The 19,303-nt window shown below is 44.4% G+C and carries 18 protein-coding genes; 15 read left to right on the top strand and 3 right to left on the bottom strand.

Going from position 1 to position 19,303, the window contains the following annotated elements; all coding sequences use genetic code 11:
* Positions 1-57: 57 nt before the first annotated feature.
* The 8 genes from GPLA_RS19875 (at position 58) to GPLA_RS19840 (ending at position 7,053) form a co-directional block, all read left to right on the top strand.
* Entirely contained in the window at positions 58-606 is a 549-nt protein-coding gene (locus GPLA_RS19875) for an RNA polymerase sigma factor (protein WP_007106800.1), read from the top strand.
* Positions 593-1,243 carry a hypothetical protein gene (locus tag GPLA_RS19870; protein WP_007106799.1) on the top strand — a complete coding sequence of 217 codons (651 nt, stop codon included), beginning with the start codon at positions 593-595 and terminating at the stop codon, positions 1,241-1,243. Before GPLA_RS19875 ends, GPLA_RS19870 begins: the two co-directional genes overlap by 14 nt.
* 10 nt (positions 1,244-1,253) lie before the next feature.
* Positions 1,254-2,180, top strand: a complete 927-nt coding sequence (locus GPLA_RS19865) for a hypothetical protein (protein WP_007106798.1) — start codon at positions 1,254-1,256, stop codon at positions 2,178-2,180.
* Positions 2,181-2,596: 416 nt separating this feature from the next.
* Positions 2,597-3,040: a PaaI family thioesterase gene (locus GPLA_RS19860; protein ID WP_007106796.1), complete on the top strand. Its 444-nt coding sequence runs from the start codon at positions 2,597-2,599 to the stop codon at positions 3,038-3,040.
* A 115-nt stretch (positions 3,041-3,155) separates the two neighbouring features.
* Complete coding sequence (locus GPLA_RS19855; protein ID WP_007106795.1) at positions 3,156-4,505, top strand: alpha/beta hydrolase family protein; 1,350 nt, start codon at positions 3,156-3,158, stop codon at positions 4,503-4,505.
* Positions 4,506-4,758: 253 nt separating this feature from the next.
* On the top strand, positions 4,759-5,232 hold the full coding sequence (locus GPLA_RS19850; RefSeq protein ID WP_007106793.1) for an MgtC/SapB family protein: 474 nt from the start codon (positions 4,759-4,761) through the stop codon (positions 5,230-5,232).
* A 166-nt stretch (positions 5,233-5,398) separates the two neighbouring features.
* Positions 5,399-5,917: a CC0125/CC1285 family lipoprotein gene (locus GPLA_RS19845; RefSeq protein ID WP_007106792.1), complete on the top strand. Its 519-nt coding sequence runs from the start codon at positions 5,399-5,401 to the stop codon at positions 5,915-5,917.
* 200 nt (positions 5,918-6,117) lie between these two features.
* Entirely contained in the window at positions 6,118-7,053 is a 936-nt protein-coding gene (locus tag GPLA_RS19840) for a LysR family transcriptional regulator (RefSeq protein ID WP_007106791.1), read from the top strand.
* Positions 7,054-7,164: 111 nt separating this feature from the next.
* Here the strand turns inward: GPLA_RS19840 and GPLA_RS19835 are convergent, their stop codons facing one another.
* Positions 7,165-7,797, bottom strand: a complete 633-nt coding sequence (locus GPLA_RS19835) for an NAD(P)-dependent oxidoreductase (protein ID WP_007106790.1) — start codon at positions 7,795-7,797, stop codon at positions 7,165-7,167.
* Between the two features lie 115 nt (positions 7,798-7,912).
* Here GPLA_RS19835 and GPLA_RS19830 point away from each other — a divergent pair, with 115 nt between their 5' ends.
* The 3 genes from GPLA_RS19830 (at position 7,913) to GPLA_RS19820 (ending at position 10,182) form a co-directional block, all read left to right on the top strand.
* The gene (locus GPLA_RS19830; protein ID WP_007106789.1) at positions 7,913-8,818 is read left to right on the top strand and encodes a LysR family transcriptional regulator; all 906 of its coding nucleotides are present in this window, start codon (positions 7,913-7,915) and stop codon (positions 8,816-8,818) included.
* 75 nt (positions 8,819-8,893) lie between these two features.
* Positions 8,894-9,151 (top strand): hypothetical protein, encoded by a 258-nt coding sequence (locus GPLA_RS19825; RefSeq protein ID WP_007106788.1) that lies wholly within the window; start codon positions 8,894-8,896, stop codon positions 9,149-9,151.
* A gap of 230 nt (positions 9,152-9,381) precedes the next feature.
* Complete coding sequence (locus GPLA_RS19820) at positions 9,382-10,182, top strand: PEP-CTERM sorting domain-containing protein (protein WP_007106787.1); 801 nt, start codon at positions 9,382-9,384, stop codon at positions 10,180-10,182.
* Between the two features lie 81 nt (positions 10,183-10,263).
* Here the strand turns inward: GPLA_RS19820 and GPLA_RS19815 are convergent, their stop codons facing one another.
* On the bottom strand, positions 10,264-12,660 hold the full coding sequence (locus GPLA_RS19815) for a fatty acid cis/trans isomerase (RefSeq protein ID WP_007106786.1): 2,397 nt from the start codon (positions 12,658-12,660) through the stop codon (positions 10,264-10,266).
* A gap of 268 nt (positions 12,661-12,928) precedes the next feature.
* Between GPLA_RS19815 and GPLA_RS19810 the strand changes: the two genes are divergently transcribed.
* Both GPLA_RS19810 and glpT read left to right on the top strand, forming a co-directional pair.
* Positions 12,929-14,221, top strand: a complete 1,293-nt coding sequence (locus tag GPLA_RS19810; protein WP_007106785.1) for an MFS transporter — start codon at positions 12,929-12,931, stop codon at positions 14,219-14,221.
* 157 nt (positions 14,222-14,378) lie between these two features.
* Complete coding sequence (gene glpT, locus GPLA_RS19805; RefSeq protein ID WP_007106784.1) at positions 14,379-15,737, top strand: glycerol-3-phosphate transporter; 1,359 nt, start codon at positions 14,379-14,381, stop codon at positions 15,735-15,737.
* Between the two features lie 40 nt (positions 15,738-15,777).
* Here the strand turns inward: glpT and GPLA_RS23545 are convergent, their stop codons facing one another.
* Positions 15,778-15,945 carry a hypothetical protein gene (locus GPLA_RS23545; RefSeq protein ID WP_007106783.1) on the bottom strand — a complete coding sequence of 56 codons (168 nt, stop codon included), beginning with the start codon at positions 15,943-15,945 and terminating at the stop codon, positions 15,778-15,780.
* A 108-nt stretch (positions 15,946-16,053) separates the two neighbouring features.
* Between GPLA_RS23545 and GPLA_RS19800 the strand changes: the two genes are divergently transcribed.
* On the top strand, positions 16,054-17,178 hold the full coding sequence (locus tag GPLA_RS19800; RefSeq protein ID WP_007106782.1) for a beta-ketoacyl-ACP synthase III: 1,125 nt from the start codon (positions 16,054-16,056) through the stop codon (positions 17,176-17,178).
* Positions 17,179-17,274: 96 nt separating this feature from the next.
* Complete coding sequence (prsK, locus tag GPLA_RS19795) at positions 17,275-19,293, top strand: XrtA/PEP-CTERM system histidine kinase PrsK (RefSeq protein ID WP_007106781.1); 2,019 nt, start codon at positions 17,275-17,277, stop codon at positions 19,291-19,293.
* Positions 19,294-19,303: the final 10 nt, after the last annotated feature.

Below are 19,303 nucleotides of genomic sequence, written 5' to 3'. Positions count from 1 at the left end.
CTTTTTACACCCCGCTCGCGACTTTATTAATGGTCGACATAAAAGGGAATCAAATGCGTGTTTGAAAAAAGCGACGAACAGCTGATAAAGAAAGCTCAGAAGGGTCATAAAAAATCCTGGATGAGCTTACTCAAACGTTATGAAAAGCCCATTTATCACTATGGCCTTAGGATGACGGGTAACAACGAAGACGCGCTAGATTTGCTACAGGAAGTGTTTATTTCGGTATTTCGTAATTTGTCGTCATATCGAGGAGAGGGTAGCTTTAAAGGCTGGCTGTTTCGTATTGCCCATTATCGCTGTATTGAGTTTTATCGGCGCAAGCGGCCCACCCAAGGGCTGGATGATGCACCGGAAATACCCAGTGATGCCGCACCTGCCGAACAACACATAGAGCATACACAACGCAATGCACAGTTGATCAGTGCTATGCAGCAATTACCACTGGCGCAAAAGTCGGTGGTTGAGCTCAAGTTTTTTGGTCACTTTACCTTTGAAGAAATTGCCCAACAAACCGGTATGTCGGTGAACACGGCCAAATCTCGATTATATGGCGCGTTAGTAAAATTAAAAACCTTAATGGAGGTGGATTATGTCGAACTATGACAACGCCGAACTATTGGCTTTATGGCTAGAAGAGAAACTGACTGCCAGTCAGCGGGACAGTTTTGAGCAACGCTGTGTTGAAGACAGTCAATTTGCTCAGCAAGTTGAAGCGGCCAGTATGTTTAAAATGCAGGCACAGGAATATCAATCGACAGATGTACCTAATTGGAACAAAGAGAAAATCTTTGACTATGGGGTAACGAGTTCCGTTTGGTCATGGTTACCAGGTGCCTCATTTGTGACATCCGTCTTAGCCATAGTACTCGTGTTGACGGGCACGCAGGTGAATATCACGGACGGTGAATTACGTATTCGCTTTGGTGCGCAGCAATCAGAGCAAGTCGTGGTCAAAATGCTTGATAGTAGGCTCGAAGAATTTAGACAGACTCAGCAAGCTGCGCTCAGTTTATATGCGCAAACCCTGCAACAGCAGCAGCTTGATAGCGCTAGTCAGTTGACTAATTACTTGCTGACATCGAGCCGTCAAGAGCGCCGTGAAGACTTTGCTGAACTGATTAAATTTGTTAATCAACAGCGCAGTGACGACCAGCTTTTTTATGCTCGTCAGCTCAATCAGTTACAACAAGATATTTATCGTGATGCCGATGGCGTCGCGGTCGAAAGTGTTCAACAGTAGAGGTAACCCTATGAAAATGCTTAATCGTTTATACATTATTGGTGCGCTCGCCGCCGCCATGCAAATATCCCCAGTGGCGGCAAAAACCAATACCATTGAATTGGCTGGAGAGCTGGAGATCATGAGCAATATTTTGCAAACCGCACTCAAGCAAGATACGAGCGAAGGTAATATGCGCGTTAACACTATTGGTTATACCTATTTGCAAGACCAAGGGGTGATTTTCAATATCGACGTAAGTCGTTACGGTAGCCGTCAATTTTTTATATTCAATAACGGTCATCCATCTGTCCCCCCAGCGCCCCATGAGCCCATGGTATTTGATATGCCCGACTTAGATATTGATATGGATGAAGATGAAATTGAAAATAGGGTAGAAGAAGCGATGGAGCGAGCCGAATATTTATCCCAAGAATCGAGCAGCAAATTGCGTGCTCTGAGCGAAAAACTACGGGAATTATCCTGGGAACAGCGAGAATATGAACGTCGCCGTCGGGATCTCGAGTTTGAGAAAAATACCAGTGATAAAAAGCGTCGCACCGCACTAGATGAGCAACTAAGTGAACTAAACGCTGAACTCAAGATACTCGACGCTAAGCGAACAGAAGTTCAGCGTTATAAAGCGAAAACGGAAGCCGAGCGCCAAGAGCAAGTGCAGCAACATAAAGAAGCCATGGAGCAAGCGCATAAACACTTTTTAGCAAACTTCGAAGAGAACTTAGGCCAAGTGTTGTGTCGTTATGGCTCTGGGTTAAGAGCATTAGATAACAACGAATATGTCAATTTTGTATTGACTGACTTTAGTGTTTCATCAATTAATAAAAAAGGTAATCAGGATAGGGTATATGTCTTTAAGCACAGTGACATTCAAGCTTGCGTAAGGGATAAAATTGACCAGAAGACCTTATTTTCTAATAGTCAGGTGTACGGGTTTTAGATAATACCAAGCGATACGCTGGATGAGTAGCTTCGCTTATTTAGCGTTCAGATCAAAGTGCTCCCTGTTTTATGATGCATCGCGGCAAACCTTTAGCGTTAAGCACAACAGCACTGAAGCTGAAGCAAGTATTTGAATTTAAAACTAGCTTGCTAGGGCCGCTCTAAAGAAATGATGTGCATTGTCCTAGGGCTCAGTGATTAGCTATTATTCTTATTCGTTGGGCGCTAGGCACGCCATACATGGACCGGCCTTATTAATAACCTGTTTAATCAGTTTAAAATAACCTGCTATCACCCACATCTATTGGTAAAAAGTGCTTTCGTTTCATAAATTACTCCTTGTATTGCAAATGCTTACTGTGTTGTAAACGCTGATTTGATAGGCGTTTTTTGCTGAATATTACGGGAGTTAACATGCAGGTTGAGAATATGAACGGCCTCGAATTGATGCAGGCAGTGGTGCGCGGTGAGCTGCCGCATCCGAATATGGCCGATACCATTCCAATGAAATTCGTTTCGGTGGATAGGGGATTTGTGGTCTTTGAAGCCTCTGCGGATGATAGACATACTAACCCTCTTGGTGGAGTACACGGCGGTTTTGCAGCGACAGTTATGGACTCTGTCACAGGCTGTGCGGTGCATACTATGCTTGATGCGGGTGTAGGTTACGGCACTATCGATTTGAATGTGAAGATGCTTAAAGCGATACCCAAAAAGACTGCCTTGATCGCTGAAGGTAAGATAATCAGTATGTCAAAATCACTTGGTGTGTCTGAGGGCAAGCTTATTGATAAAAGTGGTAAAGTTTACGCGTATGCTTCAGCCACGTGCATGATTTTACGCCCTAAAAAACCGTAAATTTACAGATTATTTATCGTTAAGCCTTGAGTATTTTGTACCGATAAGTTTTGATTGTCGGCAAGTTGTCATATTTTTATGGGCATAATCGCCTTTTTATTTTCTGGAGTACAAGATGGGTTTGAAGTTTGTGAGTCGCCGCTTGACTAAAAGCATGTGGTTGAAAAGCGCGTTGTTGGTATTGTCTTTTGGAAGCAGTGTTAGCGTGCTTGCTGAAAACAGAATAGACACTCAGCGTCCAGATGCGCCTGAGTTAGCCGGCTATGGTGAACACAGCATTGGTGTACGCCAGCTTGAGGTGGTTAACCCAAAGCAAATTGATATTTTAAAACTTGACCCATCTAAGGCTGAACCGGTTGAATTGCCGCACTATGATCGACCGCTTATCCTTGAAGTTTGGTACCCTGCGGTAAAAGGTAGCCAAGGCAATACTAAGTTAAACGCGTATATACGTGACGGTAAAACCGAAGTTGTCTTGCACGGTAAAGCGCTGCGCGATGCCAAACCTGAGGCAAGCAAAGTCGCCTTTCCTTTGGTGCTGATCTCACATGGTTACCCAGGCAATCGCTTTTTACTGGCCCATTTAGCAGAGAATATTGCGTCGAAAGGCTATGTGGTGGTCTCTATTGATCACACTGATTCGACTTATCGCAGCAAAGCGGCTTTTGCTTCAACTTTGGTTAATCGTCCTGTGGATCAATTGTTTGTTTTGTCTCAGGTTGAAGCGATGTCAAAAGACAAACAATCATTCTTATATGGGCTAGTTGATGCGTCAAACACTGGCCTTATTGGTTACTCAATGGGCGGCTATGGTGCAGTAATTAATGCCGGCGCCGGCGTGACCGAGCAAGCGGTAAGCAGTAAATTAAGCGCACCTTTTGGCACGCTCAAGCGTCATCAAACAGGTATTAAGGCAAGCGCGGATAAGCGCTTGAAAACCGTTGTCGCCTTTGCGCCTTGGGGCATGAATTACCATATGTTCAGCAACGACACGTTAAAAGAAGTGACTGTGCCTATGTTGTTGATTGCAGGGTCGCAAGATGATGTGTCTGGTTATGAAAATGGTGTTAGGGCTATTTGGCAAGGGATCACAAATGTAGACCGTTCATTATTAACTTATGATAATGCTAACCACAACGCGGGCGCAGTAATGCCAGCGCCTGAAGAGTCTTTTGTCTTTGATAAAGAGCTGGGCTTTAATGTTAGCGAACATTATCTTGATGCGGTGTGGGATAACGCCCGCATGAACAATATTGCCCAACATTTTGTTAGCGCTTGGTTAGATAAATATCTGAAGAATGACAGCACGATGAATGCGTATCTAGATTTAGTGCCGAGCTCAAATGATGGTGTTTATGCTGTTGATGAGCAGGGAAATGCAAAACCGGAAAATAGCTATTGGAAGGGGTTTGCTAATCGTACCGCGAAAGGGTTACATTTCGAGCACTTGGCGGCGTCAAAATAATTCGTTATCAACCTTCAACTGATATCAGTTGAAGGTGTTTCTTAAGCGTATTTATCCCTGTTAGCGTAGGCCTTCAGGGGCTAGGTCACGCAGGTAAATTTTACATACTCTTTCGTTTATATTAGGGTTAAATTTGTTGTTGGCATGGATAACCACATGATTTTTATGGTTTATCTATCTGGCTCTAGTTTTGCTTCTGTCACCTGCATGATACAAATAATACTGCGCCAAAGCGCGAAGCCGGTGACCAATCATGGATTTAATACCCGAACATCTCATCAACTTTGAAATTGATTTACAGATGGTGATTTATCACCTGTTTCAATTAGGTTTAGCCTTTTTGTTTGCGTTACCCATTGGACTCAATCGAGAAAGCAGCTCAAATGGGGCAGGGCTTAGAACCTTTCCATTAGTAGCGCTGGCGTCTTGTGCATTTATGCTCATTGCCATGAACGCTTATTCGGCTGGCGACGGTGAAGCTGAAGCAAGGGTGATGTATGGGATTATTACAGGTATTGGCTTTATCGGCGGTGGGGCAATCTTTAAACAAAATGATGGTGCAAGCGGCACGGCAACTGCTGCAGGTATTTGGAATACCGGAGCCATTGGTATTGCGGTAGCGTATCAAAACTACGAAATTGCGCTCATTCTGTCGATCTTGAATTTCTGTATTTTTCAATTTTCACGACAAATTAAACCAAAGAAAGTCAAAGAGTTAGCGGACTAACTGAATTCAACTTAAATTTCTATATTGCAGTCGCTAAATGACTAAGGTGGGGAAATAAAGGATAAGATACATTAACATTGAGCGATAATGCGGTAGCTGAATTTATTATCGTTTAGTCACTTATAATAAAAGCGGGCACATGTCATATGCCGCACAAGGAGTAAAAATGAAAAGTAAACTGATCCTGATACTAACGACGATGCTATTGGCTGGCTGTGCTAGCCAACCTGATTACCGTGAGGCCACAAAAGGCGGTTTCGGCTATACCGAAAGTAAATACAGTGATACCCAATACCGAGTTCAGTTTAAAGCGCGTGGCACCGATAAAGGCAAAGCAATGGATTACGCCATGTTACGTGCCGCAGAGCTTACGCTCGCGCAAGGTTACGATTGGTTTTTGGTGACGGATAGAGAAACCTTGGTAGACAAAGAAAATGTGCAACTCAGCCCTCAAGTCGGGTTTAGTCGCCGTTATGCCACGGTGACGGATTGCGGGGTGTTAACCTGCCGCACCTCACAATTCCCAAGCAACCAATTTGAAACAGGTGTGTTTATTGGTGGTTCAGAGCAAAGTGAAATAGAAAGCACGCTGAATATTGAAATGGGCAAAGGCGCCCGCCCTGACAAAGGATCTAGCTTTGATGCACTGCAAGTGAGCGAAAACTTGACGCCACAAAAAGAGTAGTCAGTAGGCCTTTGGTGTATGCGCAAGTAAGCTAAATACTGACCGCTAGTACGCTTTATGTAAGCAGTCAAGGCTAATGCCAGTCATTCGAAAGACTGGCATTTTTTGCACTTAAAAAGGCAATTTATCAAGAAGTATTTTATAAATAAGTAAAAAAGTGCTTCACTTGATAAATAAATTTGAAAGTGCTCGAGTTAAATATGAAATCTTTGCAAGATATTCGTAGTTTTTTAAAGGTCATACGTCATGGCAGCATCTCTCGTGCCGCTCGGGAAAATGGCCAAACCCCCGCCGCGTTAAGTGCGTCTCTAAAACGCTTGGAACAAGAAGTCGGTGGGACGTTGATCATACGATCTACCCGCAGTTTACGCTTGACTACCGCCGGCGAGCAGTTTTTAACCCACGCGCAACAAGCAATTGAATTACTCGATAAAAGCGTACAAATTATTCAACATTCGACGCAGAACATAAGCGGCAAGTTGCAAGTGTCTATGCCCTCAGACTTAGGGCGCAACACGGTTATGCCTTGGCTAAACGAGTTTATGGATAATTATCCCGATGTCAGTGTGAGTTTATTTTTAACGGATGAGCTGAGCGACGTATATCGGCAAAATATCGACCTCGCCTTTCGCTACGGTGTACCAGAGGATTCGGGCTTGGTGGCATCACCACTTTATACCGCTAATCGACGGGTGTTGTGTGCCTCGCCCGCTTACATCGCAAAGTTCGGTTTAATTACCACGCCCTATGCGTTAGCCGAGCACAAGTGCATTAGTTTTATTCGCCATGAGCGTGTGTTTGATCATTGGCTTTTTTACCATCAAGGCCGTGAACATAAAATTAAAGTTAGCTGTCATCGGGTAGCAAATGATGCTGACGCCGTGCGTCGCTGGACTCTAGATGGCTATGGCATCGCTTATCGCTCACGTTTGGATGTATTGGCCGATTTAAGTCATAAAAAGCTGGTGGTCTTATGCGATGATTGGCGTAGCGATCCGTTGCCACTGTATATGATGTATGCCGACAGACGGCAAATTACCCCTGTGGTACTCAGGCTTAGGGATTTTCTACAAGCTAAAATTAAAGACTACTTAGTGCGCTATGAGCAAAATGAGCAAATAACGGAGATTGATTGAATATTGCTAGCCAACAGCTTAACACCTATTGGTGCTGAGCTGCGGTCTAGCGCATGCTTTTACTTTGTACTGCACGAATGGATGCGCTCTCGAGTAAATGCAGATTTAAGCTTAATATGCAACGCTGATACGTTGGTTAACGTGAGCAGCATTTTCAGCTTCATCAAGCATCGCTTTGGCGTAATCAGTTACTGATATTTTACTCTCACCATCACTGTTAGTGAAAAAGGTGTCTCCACCTATGCGAAATGCATCTTCACTCGGACCGGGATAAATTTGTGCCGCTGGGCTGATAAATGTCCATTGGGTAGCATGTTTTGTTTCTCGAAACACAGCTAGAGCTTCACCTTGAGCGAGGGCTTCATCTTTGTAATCTGCAGGGAAATCAGGGGACGACACTAAAACCATACCTGGCGCAACTTCTAAACTGCCTGCACCGCCGACCCATAATAAACGTTGCTCAGTGCCTGCTAATGAGGTCAATAACCGTTCTGCAGTTTTTGCTACTAATGCATGCTCACCGTTAGCTCGGGCGCCAATTGCTGCGATAACAACGTCAGCGCCTTTGGCCGCATCAGCAAAGCTTGCACTGCTGTTTAAATCAAATTTGCGCGAACTAATGCCTTCAGCTGTTATTTTCGCTGGGTCACGAACGATAGCGATAACCTCGTGTCCTCGGGCTTTCGCTTCTGCTGTAATGGTGCTGCCGATCCAGCCTGTTGCGCCTAAAATTGCAATTTTCATAATGATATTCCGTTTCGTTTAAGGGTTGAGTTAAGTAAGTGAAGCCAGTTTACTTGTGCTCATATTGATGATAAATACACATTTATGATTCATATTGTTTCAATTTAGGATGCTAATGGATAGGATCACATCGCTGCAAAGCTTTGTCGAAGTGGCACGCTGCGGCAGCTTTACCAAAGCCGCTGAACATATAGGGTTAAGTCGTTTACAGGTCACTCGGCACGTGCAAGACATCGAGCAATGGTTGGCACTGCGATTATTTCATCGTACGACACGTAAAGTCAGTCTAACTCTGCAAGGTGAAGAAGCACTTGAGTTTGCCCAGCATATTCTCAGCTCAGTATCTGAGCTTGAAAGCCGAGCCCATAGCCATAATCATGAATTAGTTGGCTCCATTCGTGTGGCTACGCCTATTGGGTTAGGTCAGCATCTGTTATTTGATGCTATCGAACAGTTTGTCGCCGTGCACCCAAAAACGCAGATCCAAATGGTGTTGTCCGATGGATTATCCCAATTGGTTGATGAGCGGGTGGATATTGCCTTACGCTATATTGACCAGCCTCATCAACAATTGATTGCCCGGCGACTGATGCACATTGATAACGTGTTGTGTGCCTCACCTGCCTATATTCACCAACACGCCTCGCTGGAACAGCCCAGTGATTTACTCGCGCATAACTGCCTTGTTCATAGCAACAGTGCGCAGTGGCGTATAGTATCGGCTACCAGCGACGAGAAAATTACGGTGAAAGGCAATATACAAGCTAATGAAATGGGGGTGGTGCTGAAGGCTGCACTGCGTGGCCTGGGCGTAGCCAACCTGCCATGCGATTTAGCTAACCGCTATTTGCTCAGCAATGAACTTTGTCAGGTTTTGCCCAATTATTACGCCCCGGGTCATAATTTATGGGCTGTGTATTTATCCCGTGATCATCAGCAAAACGTCGTGCGGGCTTTTATTGATTTTCTTGCGCTGCGTTGGCAAGACGATGTACACAAGGTGCAACAAGCAACAAGTTGATGGAGCATTCGCTTTGATATGTAGCCGGAGCCAATTAAACTATAATGTGCTTATTATGTTAGGGAATATTGATTCATGTTGAAGACAAAAAGCGTTGTGATACCCGCTGCGACACGCAAATTGAGGGTCGATTTCATATTGGTTGGGGCACTGTTGTTGACCCTTGTTGGGTGCACCAATAAGCAACTTTATCAGGTAGGGCAGTCCTATCAAAAAAGTGAATGTGAGCATGATGCACTGACTGATGTGCAATTTAAAGCGTGTCAAGGTATCGAAGCCAAACGTTACGAAGATTATGACCAAGAGCGTGAAGACGTGTTAGCAAACCCATAATGTTGAATACTCACCTTTAGACTTTGGTCTAATGCTGAAATCTCATTGTCAGTGCACTTTCACTAGTATGTTGAGGATTTGTAGTTGTAAATGTTAAAAAAATGTCAACTTAATTTACAATTCACTGGCTACTCTAATTGTGAAATATATAACTTATTGATACTTTGGTATTTTTCAATGTGGTGTTTTTCTTGCTGTACAAGCTGTGATTTCATAAAGAGGAATGTCACATGCAGAGAAAAAACAGCATAAAATCGACGGCTATGTTGGCTAACAAAATGGTCAAAATACTTAGCTTAACGACAGCACTGAGTTTGTCTTTTAATGTGTTAGCAACGCCAATAAATGGCACGGGCAATATCACGCCTGATGTGATCTTTGGTGATGGTAATGCAAACGGCTCATGGACCGGTGAAACAGTTAATGGCGTGGAAGTAGCCCTGCGCGGTAAGTTGCGTTTTAACGCAATCGAGAGACCAGAAAATGTCTTTAATTACGATGGAAACCGAACTTATACCTTTGATCCTAGTTTAAGCTCGATCCCCGCAAATCGTTCGGTCTTTAATTTCGAATATGCGGTAAACGTTGATGCTTTTGCCAATCCATCTGGCGCCACATTAGATGACTTCACCTACCTATTTGAGTTCGATTTAGACCCAACCGCAGGCACTAATTTTAATAGTGTCGATATGATTACTCTGAAAGACGATAATTCCCTTGGCGACCGCTCGACGGGGAATGGGGACGGTATTGAAGACCCTGATAATTATGCTGCGGTTTATGGTGATTACAGCGTCGCACAAAATTCTCAGAACCGTGGTTTTGGATTTTCAGGTGCGTTAGATGCCGGGACTGAAGGAATGTTTACCTACAATCTATTGGTATTTGATGCCAATGGTACTGAGTTCGCCAGAAGTTCGATTGATATCATAGTCGGGGATGTACCTGTGCCTACACCATCGACTCTTGTGTCTCTGTTTGCGGGCATGTTTGCGTTTGGTTTGTTGGCTTTGCGTCGCCGTAAAACGTAATCAGTTAACGTGACTCTATGTTATCTATAGTGGCATTTACGGCTGTATTATCGCAACCGTAAATGCTTTTTCCTAGCTGAGTTAACGATTTTCCAATCGATTATAATCCAACAAACCGCCCTCAATAGGATTGTGTTGCATAAAGGTTTGGTTAAGTTTGTCGCTGAACTCCCAGAAGTCTTTTGTGGTGCGGCGCACGGCAAATAAATCTAGAAATGCGGCGTAGTCTTGTTCCGTTTTAATTTGCTGCGCTTTAGCGACCAGCTTTGCTAGGTCAGCTTCTTTTACCCGCCAAAATACATCGGGGTAACTACCGAGTAAGCCGTGCACCAATGTCACGTCATCATTTTGATGGTCGCGATTGGCGTCTTCAGAAAACAAACTATTCACATTGTAATGGGCACTGTTGCGTACCAGCGTGAATATCTCCGGGTTATCGCTATCTTGTGGTTCAACCATGATCATGCTTAGTTCTGGCAGAATGGAAGCACTGATGCCCTTTATATTCGCGAGTTGCCCTAATAGTGCTTTGCTGTTTCTACCTAGTTCACTGTCTTGCAGCCTAAATCGACGGGGTTGAACCTTTTTTACATGCTCAGCAAAAATAGCGTATAGCTCTTGTTTGTGATGCTCGGTGGTAAACTCTATGCCTGTAGGTTGATCGAATGGATTGATTTTTCCTTCAACGAACTGAGTCAATTCAGGACTGGCTTTTTGATACCAAGATGCCAATTCTTCACGACGACTTTGCGGCGGTAAAAAGGCTAAAAAGTTAGACTCTCCTTCCATACGTAGAAAGTCCATATACAAACGCGTTAGTAGTTGATGGCCATAATTACCGTACACATCGAAACCGGCGACCAATAGATAATGAATTCGTTCGAGTAAGGCATAATCGATGACCCAAGCGGTTTTCGGCGGTTTACCCACTAAGCCTTTTATCACAGTTGCATTGTCGAAATGACGAAAAACCGTTAGGGTCGCATTGTCATTTTCACCATCGCCGTTCCAGATATCTTGCGGGATGAAATGTTGCCCATCTTCCAATGTGGTACGCATAAATTTATTTCTAGCGCGCATATAGTCACCTTGGCGCGACGCGTATTCAAGCCACGTCACCGCTAGTACGGAGCTTTCTTGTTCCGCAGGCAGGCGCAGATTATCTTGTTGCGACAAATAGAAATCATTTACTTGGGGGGAGTTTGCCACTTCAGGCTTAACAAAATATACCCAGAAACGATCATTGATAACGTTCAACGCGACTTGGCCGCGACAAACCGGGCCTTTTATATAACCCATAATGGTATTTTGAGCGCGCTCAAGCATAAAGCGATAACGGGCATTCACGGGTAACTGGGCAAATGCAGTCAGTGGATTCGCCGCTATGGCAGGTTTATAGCTGGGTAATTCAGTGACCTCATAGTTAGCGTCGACAAACCATTTTTGCCATTTGTCCGTGAGCTGTTTGTGAATAGCATAGGGTTGATGGGTTTTATTGACGATCGTCGACATCACGGGCTGTAAACGGTAGTAGACTCGCTCGACACCTGGGGCATCAAATGGGCGTCGACTGGCGATAACGTCTATAGGTTGTCCTGAGGGAGTAGTTGAGCGCACCACATTGAAAAACTGTGGTTGATGATTTAGATCGCTCAGTTCACTAAAATACAAATGAGTACTAAAGAGGTGCTCATAAATATAACGAGCACTTAATTGCATTTTTAGGCTGTCGTCATTTAAAAATGCCTCGAGTTCATTGACCGCGTGTTGCAGGGGCTCAGAAATGGGAGTGTGGGCCGGCATATAGGCACCGCTTTCTAGCCAGCTCATTAATGTATTGTGCTCATTATCTGTCAGTTCAGGTAGCGCATAGGGCATACCGCCAAACGCTTGGCTCTTGGCATAGCCGCTAAATTCTTGCACGGTTGGACATTGTTGACTGCGGTCCACCGTCACATCGAACCGTTCATCTAATAATTTGGTGTCTGGTAAAGGGTGTTGTTGTTTTAGAGTCAACATTTGTGCCAGCACAGATGCTTGTGTATTGGCGCGCGGGGACTGCTCTCGTTCATTTAATATTGTGTAAAAGCCACGTTCACGCCATTCAGGGGAGTCCAATGCATCTATGAATAAACGATTTGGGGTCGCAGCAAGAATACGTGAGCCGTGGTAGACCTTTTCTTTATTAGCGCCTCTGTCGATCCCTTCGGCAGAGCTCATCTTGAGCTGGCATGGTGCATCGTAGCAAGCGTGGCAAACAACGCAGCGTCCTTCGATAATAGGGGCGACTTTGTTTTCATAAAATACCGTCGCAGGGCTACCAATTGTTGCTTGTGCCGCGGTAGCGGGAGCACGGTTTTCTGAACTTTCGTGACCGTATAGCTTGTTTAAATCTAAGTTTGCTATGGTTGCGCAGCCTGAAGATAATAATATGACGGCGATGAATATCTTGATCCATCTGGTGTGTGTGTGTTGCATAGAGATCCAATATTGGCTATTTACAGCGACATTTTTTGATCTTTAAGAGCAGCGTACAGCACTAGCATAAATCAAAAAGATTGGTTGATTAAATGAAGGTTGGAATTTGCCGCGCAGTTTACCTTGTGTGGGTATTTGCCTCAACTAAGTTACCCATAATGAGTGATATATTTGTATGCTGAATCTCCCTTTACTGAGGCTTCTCCTTGACAGAATTGACAAAAAAATGAACTCTATTTACATTTAATCGATATTTTTTGGGCTGCCTATGACTCGTGAGAGCAAAGTGACATCAGTGTTTGGCCATATACTGATTATTATTTTGGCGGGGGAGCTGATTTTTGCCTTACCATTTCATTTGGCGCGCTTTTTTAGGCCAACTTTCTTGCAAGCTTTTGAGCTAACGAACACCCAGTTAGGCGATATTTTTGCGGTTTATGGCGTTGTTGCTATGTTGTCTTATTTCCCTGGGGGCTTGATTGCCGATAGGTATGCGCCTAACCGCTTGATGAGCTATTCCTTGCTGACAACCGCCGCAGGCGGACTGTATTTACTGAGTGGACCGACTCATTTGGGCCTCACCTTGTTATTTGGCTATTGGGGCGCTACCACAGTATTGGTTTTCTGGGCGGCGATGATAAAAGCAACGCGATTATCCGCTGCGCCTAATCGACAAGGCTTTGCGTTTGGTTTGTTAGATGGAGGGCGTGGGCTGGCGGCTAGTCTATTCGCTAGTGTGGGAATACTACTTCTGAGTCAAGGCACGTTTAATCCCCAAGGTGACTTTACCAGCAGCGACGAGGCCTTCAGAGCGATTAGATTGCTGATCATTTATTATACCTTGCTCACCATTATCGCTGCTGGGCTGACCTGGTTTTTTGTTAGTGCCCAGCGCCCGGGATCACAGGAGCTTGATGCGCAGTCGGCCGGTGGTTCTTCTTGGGGAACCTTACGTACAACGCTGGCTAATCCATTGGTATGGTTGCAAGGTGGTGTGGTGATTTGTGCCTATTGTGGTTACAAGGCATTGGATAATTACAGTTTATTCGTGGTTCAGGCATTTGATTGGTCACAAGTTGAAGGCGCGCAATTTATTACCTTCTCTAGTTATATGCGACCGGTTGCCGCACTTGCCGCAGGAATATTAGCGGATCGATTACGAACGAGCCGAATGACCTATCTGCTATTTGGTTTGCTTGGATTGGTATTTGCAGGCATTGCTTGGTTAACCCACATCAACTCAGCTTTGACATTGCTTTTCGCTATGCTGCTATTTACCTTTTTTGCGGTGTTTGCTTTACGTGGCATTTACTTTTCGCTGGTTGATGAAAGCCAGATCCGCATGGGCGCCACAGGTACAGCAGTAGGAATTATTTCGGTATTGGGTTTCACGCCTGATATTTTCTTTGCATCGATTGCTGGACGCATGCTTGATGCAGAGCAAAACGGTTTTGCATATTATTTTTTGTTTGTCGCCGGCATTATGTTTATCGGCTGTTTGTGCGCGTTATTATTGGCCCGTAAGGTGGCTAAGTTACGCCACGTGAAGGAGGTTAATTAGAGCGCATAAGATAAGTTAATGGCACGCAAGGGCAAACGATAGCCTTGTAAAAACGGGAATATGAAGAGTGGCAGCATGAATTGTCATATTCGTAACATATCATTAACCCTTAACATCTGTTTTAATTAAGAAAATTATAAGTAGCAGTAAATATTATATGTTCGGTATTTTCAAACCCGCCCCCCATCAACCTAGATTGCCCAAAGAAGAAATTGATAAAGAATACAAAGCCCTGCGTTGGCAAGTGTTCATCGGTATATTTGTCGGTTATGCAGGCTATTATCTCGTCCGTAAAAATTTCTCGCTGGCCATGCCTTTTTTAATTGAAGAGCAAGGCTTTAGCAAAGGACAGTTAGGCATCGCTCTATCGGCTGTGTCTATCGCCTATGGCTTAAGTAAATTTCTCATGGGCAGTGTGTCTGACCGTAGTAACCCGCGTTATTTTTTGATGACGGGTTTGCTGATTTCATCTGCTGTCATGTTTTTGTTTGGCTTCACCGATTGGGCGACACAAAGTGTAGCCAGTATATTTGTGTTGTTGTTTATCAATGGTTGGGCGCAAGGAATGGGCTGGCCAGCCTGTGGCCGTACTATGGTGCATTGGTATTCAGGTAATGAAAGGGGTCGAACCGTATCTTTTTGGAATATTGCCCATAATGTGGGAGGAGGTTTAATTGGGCCGCTTTTCATTCTCGGAATGGCATGGTTTAACGACTGGCACAGTGCATTTTACATACCTGCTGCGGCGGCTTCGTTGATCGCCGTCTTTGTTTATTTCATTATGAAAGATACACCGCAATCTTGCGGCTTACCCCCTATTGAAGAGTACCGTAACGATTACCCCGCGCAGTACTCAAAATCCCATGAAGAAGAACTCACGGCCAAGCAAATTTTCATGCAGTTTGTATTGAATAATAAACTGTTGTGGTTTATCGCGGTGGCCAACGCGTTTGTATATTTAATTCGTTATGGGGTGCTTGATTGGGCTCCGACTTATTTGTACGAAGTGAAAGACTTCTCGTTCGACAAGAGCTCCTGGGCATATTTTCTGTATGAGTGGGCTGGGATCCCGGGCACACTTTTATGTGGTTGGATAAGTGACCGCTGGTTTAAAGGTCGCCGGGCCCCTGCTGCTATTTTATACATGGTGTTAGTGTTGTTTGCCGTCTTAGTGTATTGGATGAACCCGGCAGGAAATCCAGGTGTTGATATTGCCGCCCTAATGGCAATTGGCTTTTTGATTTACGGTCCTGTGATGTTAATTGGCTTATTTGCGCTTGAGCTCGTTCCGAAAAAGGCCGCTGGCACGGCAGCAGGTTTAACAGGCTTATTTGGTTACTTGGGCGGTGCAGTTGTGGCTAACATTGCCTTAGGTTACACGGTGGATCACTTCGGCTGGGACGGCGGATTCATCTTGCTGGTTGGCGGATGTGTCGGCGCAATATTGCTGATTGCGTTAACCTTGAAACATGAAGTCGCCCATGAAAGTCATCAGCGAGAAGCTGCGTCGACATAGGTCGATAGTAGTTTGCATGTACACACCTAGCTGAGGTCAATCACAAAGTATGCGAGGAGGGTTTAAGGCTATCCTCGCGTATTTTTGCGTAACTTGCTGGGGTATTGATCCCTTGAATATGTGTTTTTTGCTCTTTGTTACAGATTAATCGCTGAGTGGTCCCCCCTTTCAAACCCACGTCCGGCGCCACAACACTTAGCTTAACCATTCAATTTCCGCAAAAATAATCTAGCTACACAGCTAAACAATTGAACACTCATGACATTTCCTCTACAAAGCGATAAGCTAACGGGATATTTCAAGTGGAAAGACAAACATGACAAATTCTGTAGTGATCAGTGGTTCAGGATTATGGAATCCACCACACAGCATCTCAAACGAAGAGTTAGTTGAGGCATACAATGCTTATGCACAGCAGTTTAACGCGCAAAATGGAGATGCAATTGAAGCTGGTACGTTAAGCGCAAAGCCATTATCAAGCGCTGAATTTATTCAAAAGGCATCGGGCATACGCAGCCGTTATTGTTATATCAAGGACGGTGTACTGGATATAAACCGCATGCGACCGAATATTCCTGAACGCCCGGAAGAGGCATTATCGGATCAAGCTGAAATGGCAATCCCTGCGGCTAAGTTAGCCTTAAAAGCAGCCAATAAAACCGCACAGGATATAGACGTGGTCATAGTGTCTTGTGCCTATACTCAGCGCTCATACCCTGCACTGGCCATCGAAGTGCAAAATGCGCTTGGTATTAAAGGTTTCGGCTTTGATATGTTAGTGGCGTGTTCTGCGGCAACCTTCGCGTTACACCGCGCCTATGAAATGATCAGTGCAGGTACGGCCAAAGGGGTGCTGGTTATCAATCCAGAATTAACTTCCCCCCAGGTGAATTATTGTGACCGTGATAGCCACTTTATTTTTGGCGATGTGGCCACTGCCATGGTGGTTGAAAATGCTGATACCGCATCATCGCAGCACGTTTTTGAAATTGTTAGCACTAAAGCGGTGACTCAATTTTCCAATAATATACGTTCAAATTTTGGTTATGTTAGTCGTGCCAACGATGTTGACCCTTACGCAGCGGATAAACTGTTTCATCAAGAAGGGCGTAAAGTCTTTAAAGAAGTATGTCCTATGGCAGTGGTGCATATCAGTGAGCATTTGGCGCGTCATGAATTAACCAGTGCGGATATTAAACGCTGGTGGTTGCATCAGGCTAACATTAATATGAACAGTCTGATCAGTAAGAAGTTATTGGGCCGTGAGGCCACGCTGGAAGAAGCGCCAATTGTATTAGATCAATATGCGAATACCGCTTCTGCTGGGTCTATTATCGCTTTTAGTTTGCATCACCAAGATTTACAAGCTGGTGATTATGGCTTGCTGTGCTCTTTTGGAGCGGGATATTCCATTGGCAGTTTGCTGGTCAGAAAAAAATAAATCACGTCGCCGACAGGCGTTTACCGTAAAAGGCGATGGCTTTTTACGCCATTAGCATAAAAACGGAATGATACCAATTTCGAGGACAACATCATTATGCTAGCAGTTTGGGGATACGCAGCCAGCGCTTTAGGTTACGCGCTGTTGCTGTTGTTATTGCTAACGTCCCGTAAATCGGGGTTAGCTAAATATTTGTTGATATTAGCTACGGCTGCTACATGCGTGTGGTCTTTATCACCGTTTTTTATTGGTGAACTGACAGTTGAACGCTTAGTTATATTCGATAACATCAAGCAATTTTTCTGGCTGCTTTTTCTGGCAGCCTGCTTAAAAGACAATTTTACCAGTCTGGTGGGTGTGTTAAAACGCCCCGAGACTTGGTTAATTTTAGCCCTGCCTATCATCGCGTTAGTTGTACCCTTGTATTTAGACTTAAACGACAGTTGGTTATTTCTGATACAAACTTTGTTGGCTTTGCAAGTCTTGATACTTCTGGAGGTCATCTATCGACAAGCGGGGGAGAATCGCTGGGCGTTCAAGCCACTTATTTTGTACCTTGGTGCGACCAACCTATTTGAATTTGTGACCTTTGCCAATGCCCTGATGGTTGAACAACTCGACCTGACGTACATCGCTGCCCGAGGTTTTATTTATACAGCATTGATCCCGTTTTTGGTGTTGGCCATTCGCCGGGTGCAGCATTGGGGTGTCGACATTTTCGTCAGCAGGGAAGTGGTGTTGCACAGCTCGTTGCTGGTGGTAGCTGGGTGTTACCTGTTCGTTATGTCACTTATCGGTTATGTGGTGAAATATTTTGGCGGGCAGTGGAGCGCAACGATTCAGATCATTCTGATTTTTTTGTCTTTAGCCTTGCTGGCCACCTTGTTTTTATCCGCAAGCTTTCGCACTAAGGTCAAAGTGTTTATCACTAAGCACTTTTTTGCTAATCAGTTTGATTATCGTCATGAGTGGGTCAAGTTAACTCAATCGTTAGAGAACACCCGACCAGGCCAAACCGTTTATCAAACTATTCTCAATGCATTCCTTCAGGCAATGGGTTATCAGTCAGGTTTGTTGATCAAGCGCGTGGACAATCAAGTGGAATATCTCGCCGACCAAGAAGCTGAACCATTATGTGCAGAGCAATTGGTTGTGATTCAGCAATTCTTTGATTTTTTTCAGCAGAAAAACTGGATAATTGATATTGCAGAATTACGTAGCAAGCCTTTTGTTTACGAAGGATTAAAGGTTAATCACGCGACGCTGGACAAAGTTACCTTCCAATTGGTGTTACCTATCTATCGAGGAGAGACCTTTTGGGGTTTGGTACTGATGACCAACACCAAAGAAAAACCTCGCAGTTTAAATTGGGAATTACGTGATTACTTAACGGCTGTAACTGCCCAAGTGACTAATTTTTTGTTTCACCACGAAGCGGCTAAAGAAGTCGCTGAAAATGCCCAATTTGCGGCGTTTACCCGCATGTCTGCGTTTGTATTACACGATTTGAAAAACGTATTAGCGCAAATTGATCTGATTTTGTGTAACGCTGAGCAACACAAAGACAATCCTGAGTTTATCGATGACACATTTGAGACCTTACACCACACCAAAGCCCGTATGGACAAAATGTTGCGCCAGCTATCTGAAAAAAACGCCGAGCCGGCGAGTCATCAGAGTTTATGTTGCCTGTCTCAATGTATTGAGAGTGTCATTAATCAGCGCTGTGCAACGCAGTTGCCACAGGTTGAATTAACCGTGAGCAGTGAAACCGATGTGGTGCTTGATCAAGATAAGTTCGCCAACGTTATGTATCACTTAATCAGCAATGCCCAACAAGCCACGGCCGATGATGGGTTTGTTCGAGTTGAGTTAAGCCATGCGCCGCAAAGTGCGCAAATGGTGGTGACCATTTCAGACAATGGTTCAGGTATGAGTAAAAGCTTTATTCAGCAGCGCTTGTTTACGCCTTTTGATACCACCAAAGGCAATGCTGGTATGGGAATAGGCGCTTACGATGCTAAGGCATTTTTAGAAAAAATAGGTGGATTTTTATATGTTCAAAGTGAAGAGAATGTTGGTACAGTCTTTACTTTGAATATTCCCGCTGACTAATAGCATAAGT

It is taken from the genome of Paraglaciecola polaris LMG 21857 (assembly GCF_000315055.1).
In the GTDB taxonomy this organism is placed as follows: domain Bacteria; phylum Pseudomonadota; class Gammaproteobacteria; order Enterobacterales; family Alteromonadaceae; genus Paraglaciecola; species Paraglaciecola polaris.
Note: the sequence above shows the minus strand (reverse complement) of the source record. Positions and strands in the feature narration are given on the sequence as shown.

What these genes read in the sequence shown, in the direction of transcription:
- GPLA_RS23545 (WP_007106783.1), bottom strand. Translation starts at nt 15,945, where the DNA reads ATGGTTAAGCTAAGTGTTGTGGCGCCGGACGTGGGTTTGAAAGGGGGG.
- GPLA_RS19855 (WP_007106795.1), top strand. Translation starts at nt 3,156, where the DNA reads ATGGGTTTGAAGTTTGTGAGTCGCCGCTTGACTAAAAGCATGTGGTTG.
- GPLA_RS19870 (WP_007106799.1), top strand. Translation starts at nt 593, where the DNA reads ATGTCGAACTATGACAACGCCGAACTATTGGCTTTATGGCTAGAAGAG.
- GPLA_RS19850 (WP_007106793.1), top strand. Translation starts at nt 4,759, where the DNA reads ATGGATTTAATACCCGAACATCTCATCAACTTTGAAATTGATTTACAG.
- prsK (WP_007106781.1), top strand. Translation starts at nt 17,275, where the DNA reads ATGCTAGCAGTTTGGGGATACGCAGCCAGCGCTTTAGGTTACGCGCTG.
- GPLA_RS19830 (WP_007106789.1), top strand. Translation starts at nt 7,913, where the DNA reads ATGGATAGGATCACATCGCTGCAAAGCTTTGTCGAAGTGGCACGCTGC.
- GPLA_RS19815 (WP_007106786.1), bottom strand. Translation starts at nt 12,660, where the DNA reads ATGCAACACACACACACCAGATGGATCAAGATATTCATCGCCGTCATA.
- GPLA_RS19825 (WP_007106788.1), top strand. Translation starts at nt 8,894, where the DNA reads ATGTTGAAGACAAAAAGCGTTGTGATACCCGCTGCGACACGCAAATTG.
- GPLA_RS19800 (WP_007106782.1), top strand. Translation starts at nt 16,054, where the DNA reads ATGACAAATTCTGTAGTGATCAGTGGTTCAGGATTATGGAATCCACCA.
- GPLA_RS19845 (WP_007106792.1), top strand. Translation starts at nt 5,399, where the DNA reads ATGAAAAGTAAACTGATCCTGATACTAACGACGATGCTATTGGCTGGC.
- GPLA_RS19820 (WP_007106787.1), top strand. Translation starts at nt 9,382, where the DNA reads ATGCAGAGAAAAAACAGCATAAAATCGACGGCTATGTTGGCTAACAAA.
- GPLA_RS19835 (WP_007106790.1), bottom strand. Translation starts at nt 7,797, where the DNA reads ATGAAAATTGCAATTTTAGGCGCAACAGGCTGGATCGGCAGCACCATT.
- GPLA_RS19810 (WP_007106785.1), top strand. Translation starts at nt 12,929, where the DNA reads ATGACTCGTGAGAGCAAAGTGACATCAGTGTTTGGCCATATACTGATT.
- GPLA_RS19865 (WP_007106798.1), top strand. Translation starts at nt 1,254, where the DNA reads ATGAAAATGCTTAATCGTTTATACATTATTGGTGCGCTCGCCGCCGCC.
- GPLA_RS19860 (WP_007106796.1), top strand. Translation starts at nt 2,597, where the DNA reads ATGCAGGTTGAGAATATGAACGGCCTCGAATTGATGCAGGCAGTGGTG.
- GPLA_RS19840 (WP_007106791.1), top strand. Translation starts at nt 6,118, where the DNA reads ATGAAATCTTTGCAAGATATTCGTAGTTTTTTAAAGGTCATACGTCAT.
- glpT (WP_007106784.1), top strand. Translation starts at nt 14,379, where the DNA reads ATGTTCGGTATTTTCAAACCCGCCCCCCATCAACCTAGATTGCCCAAA.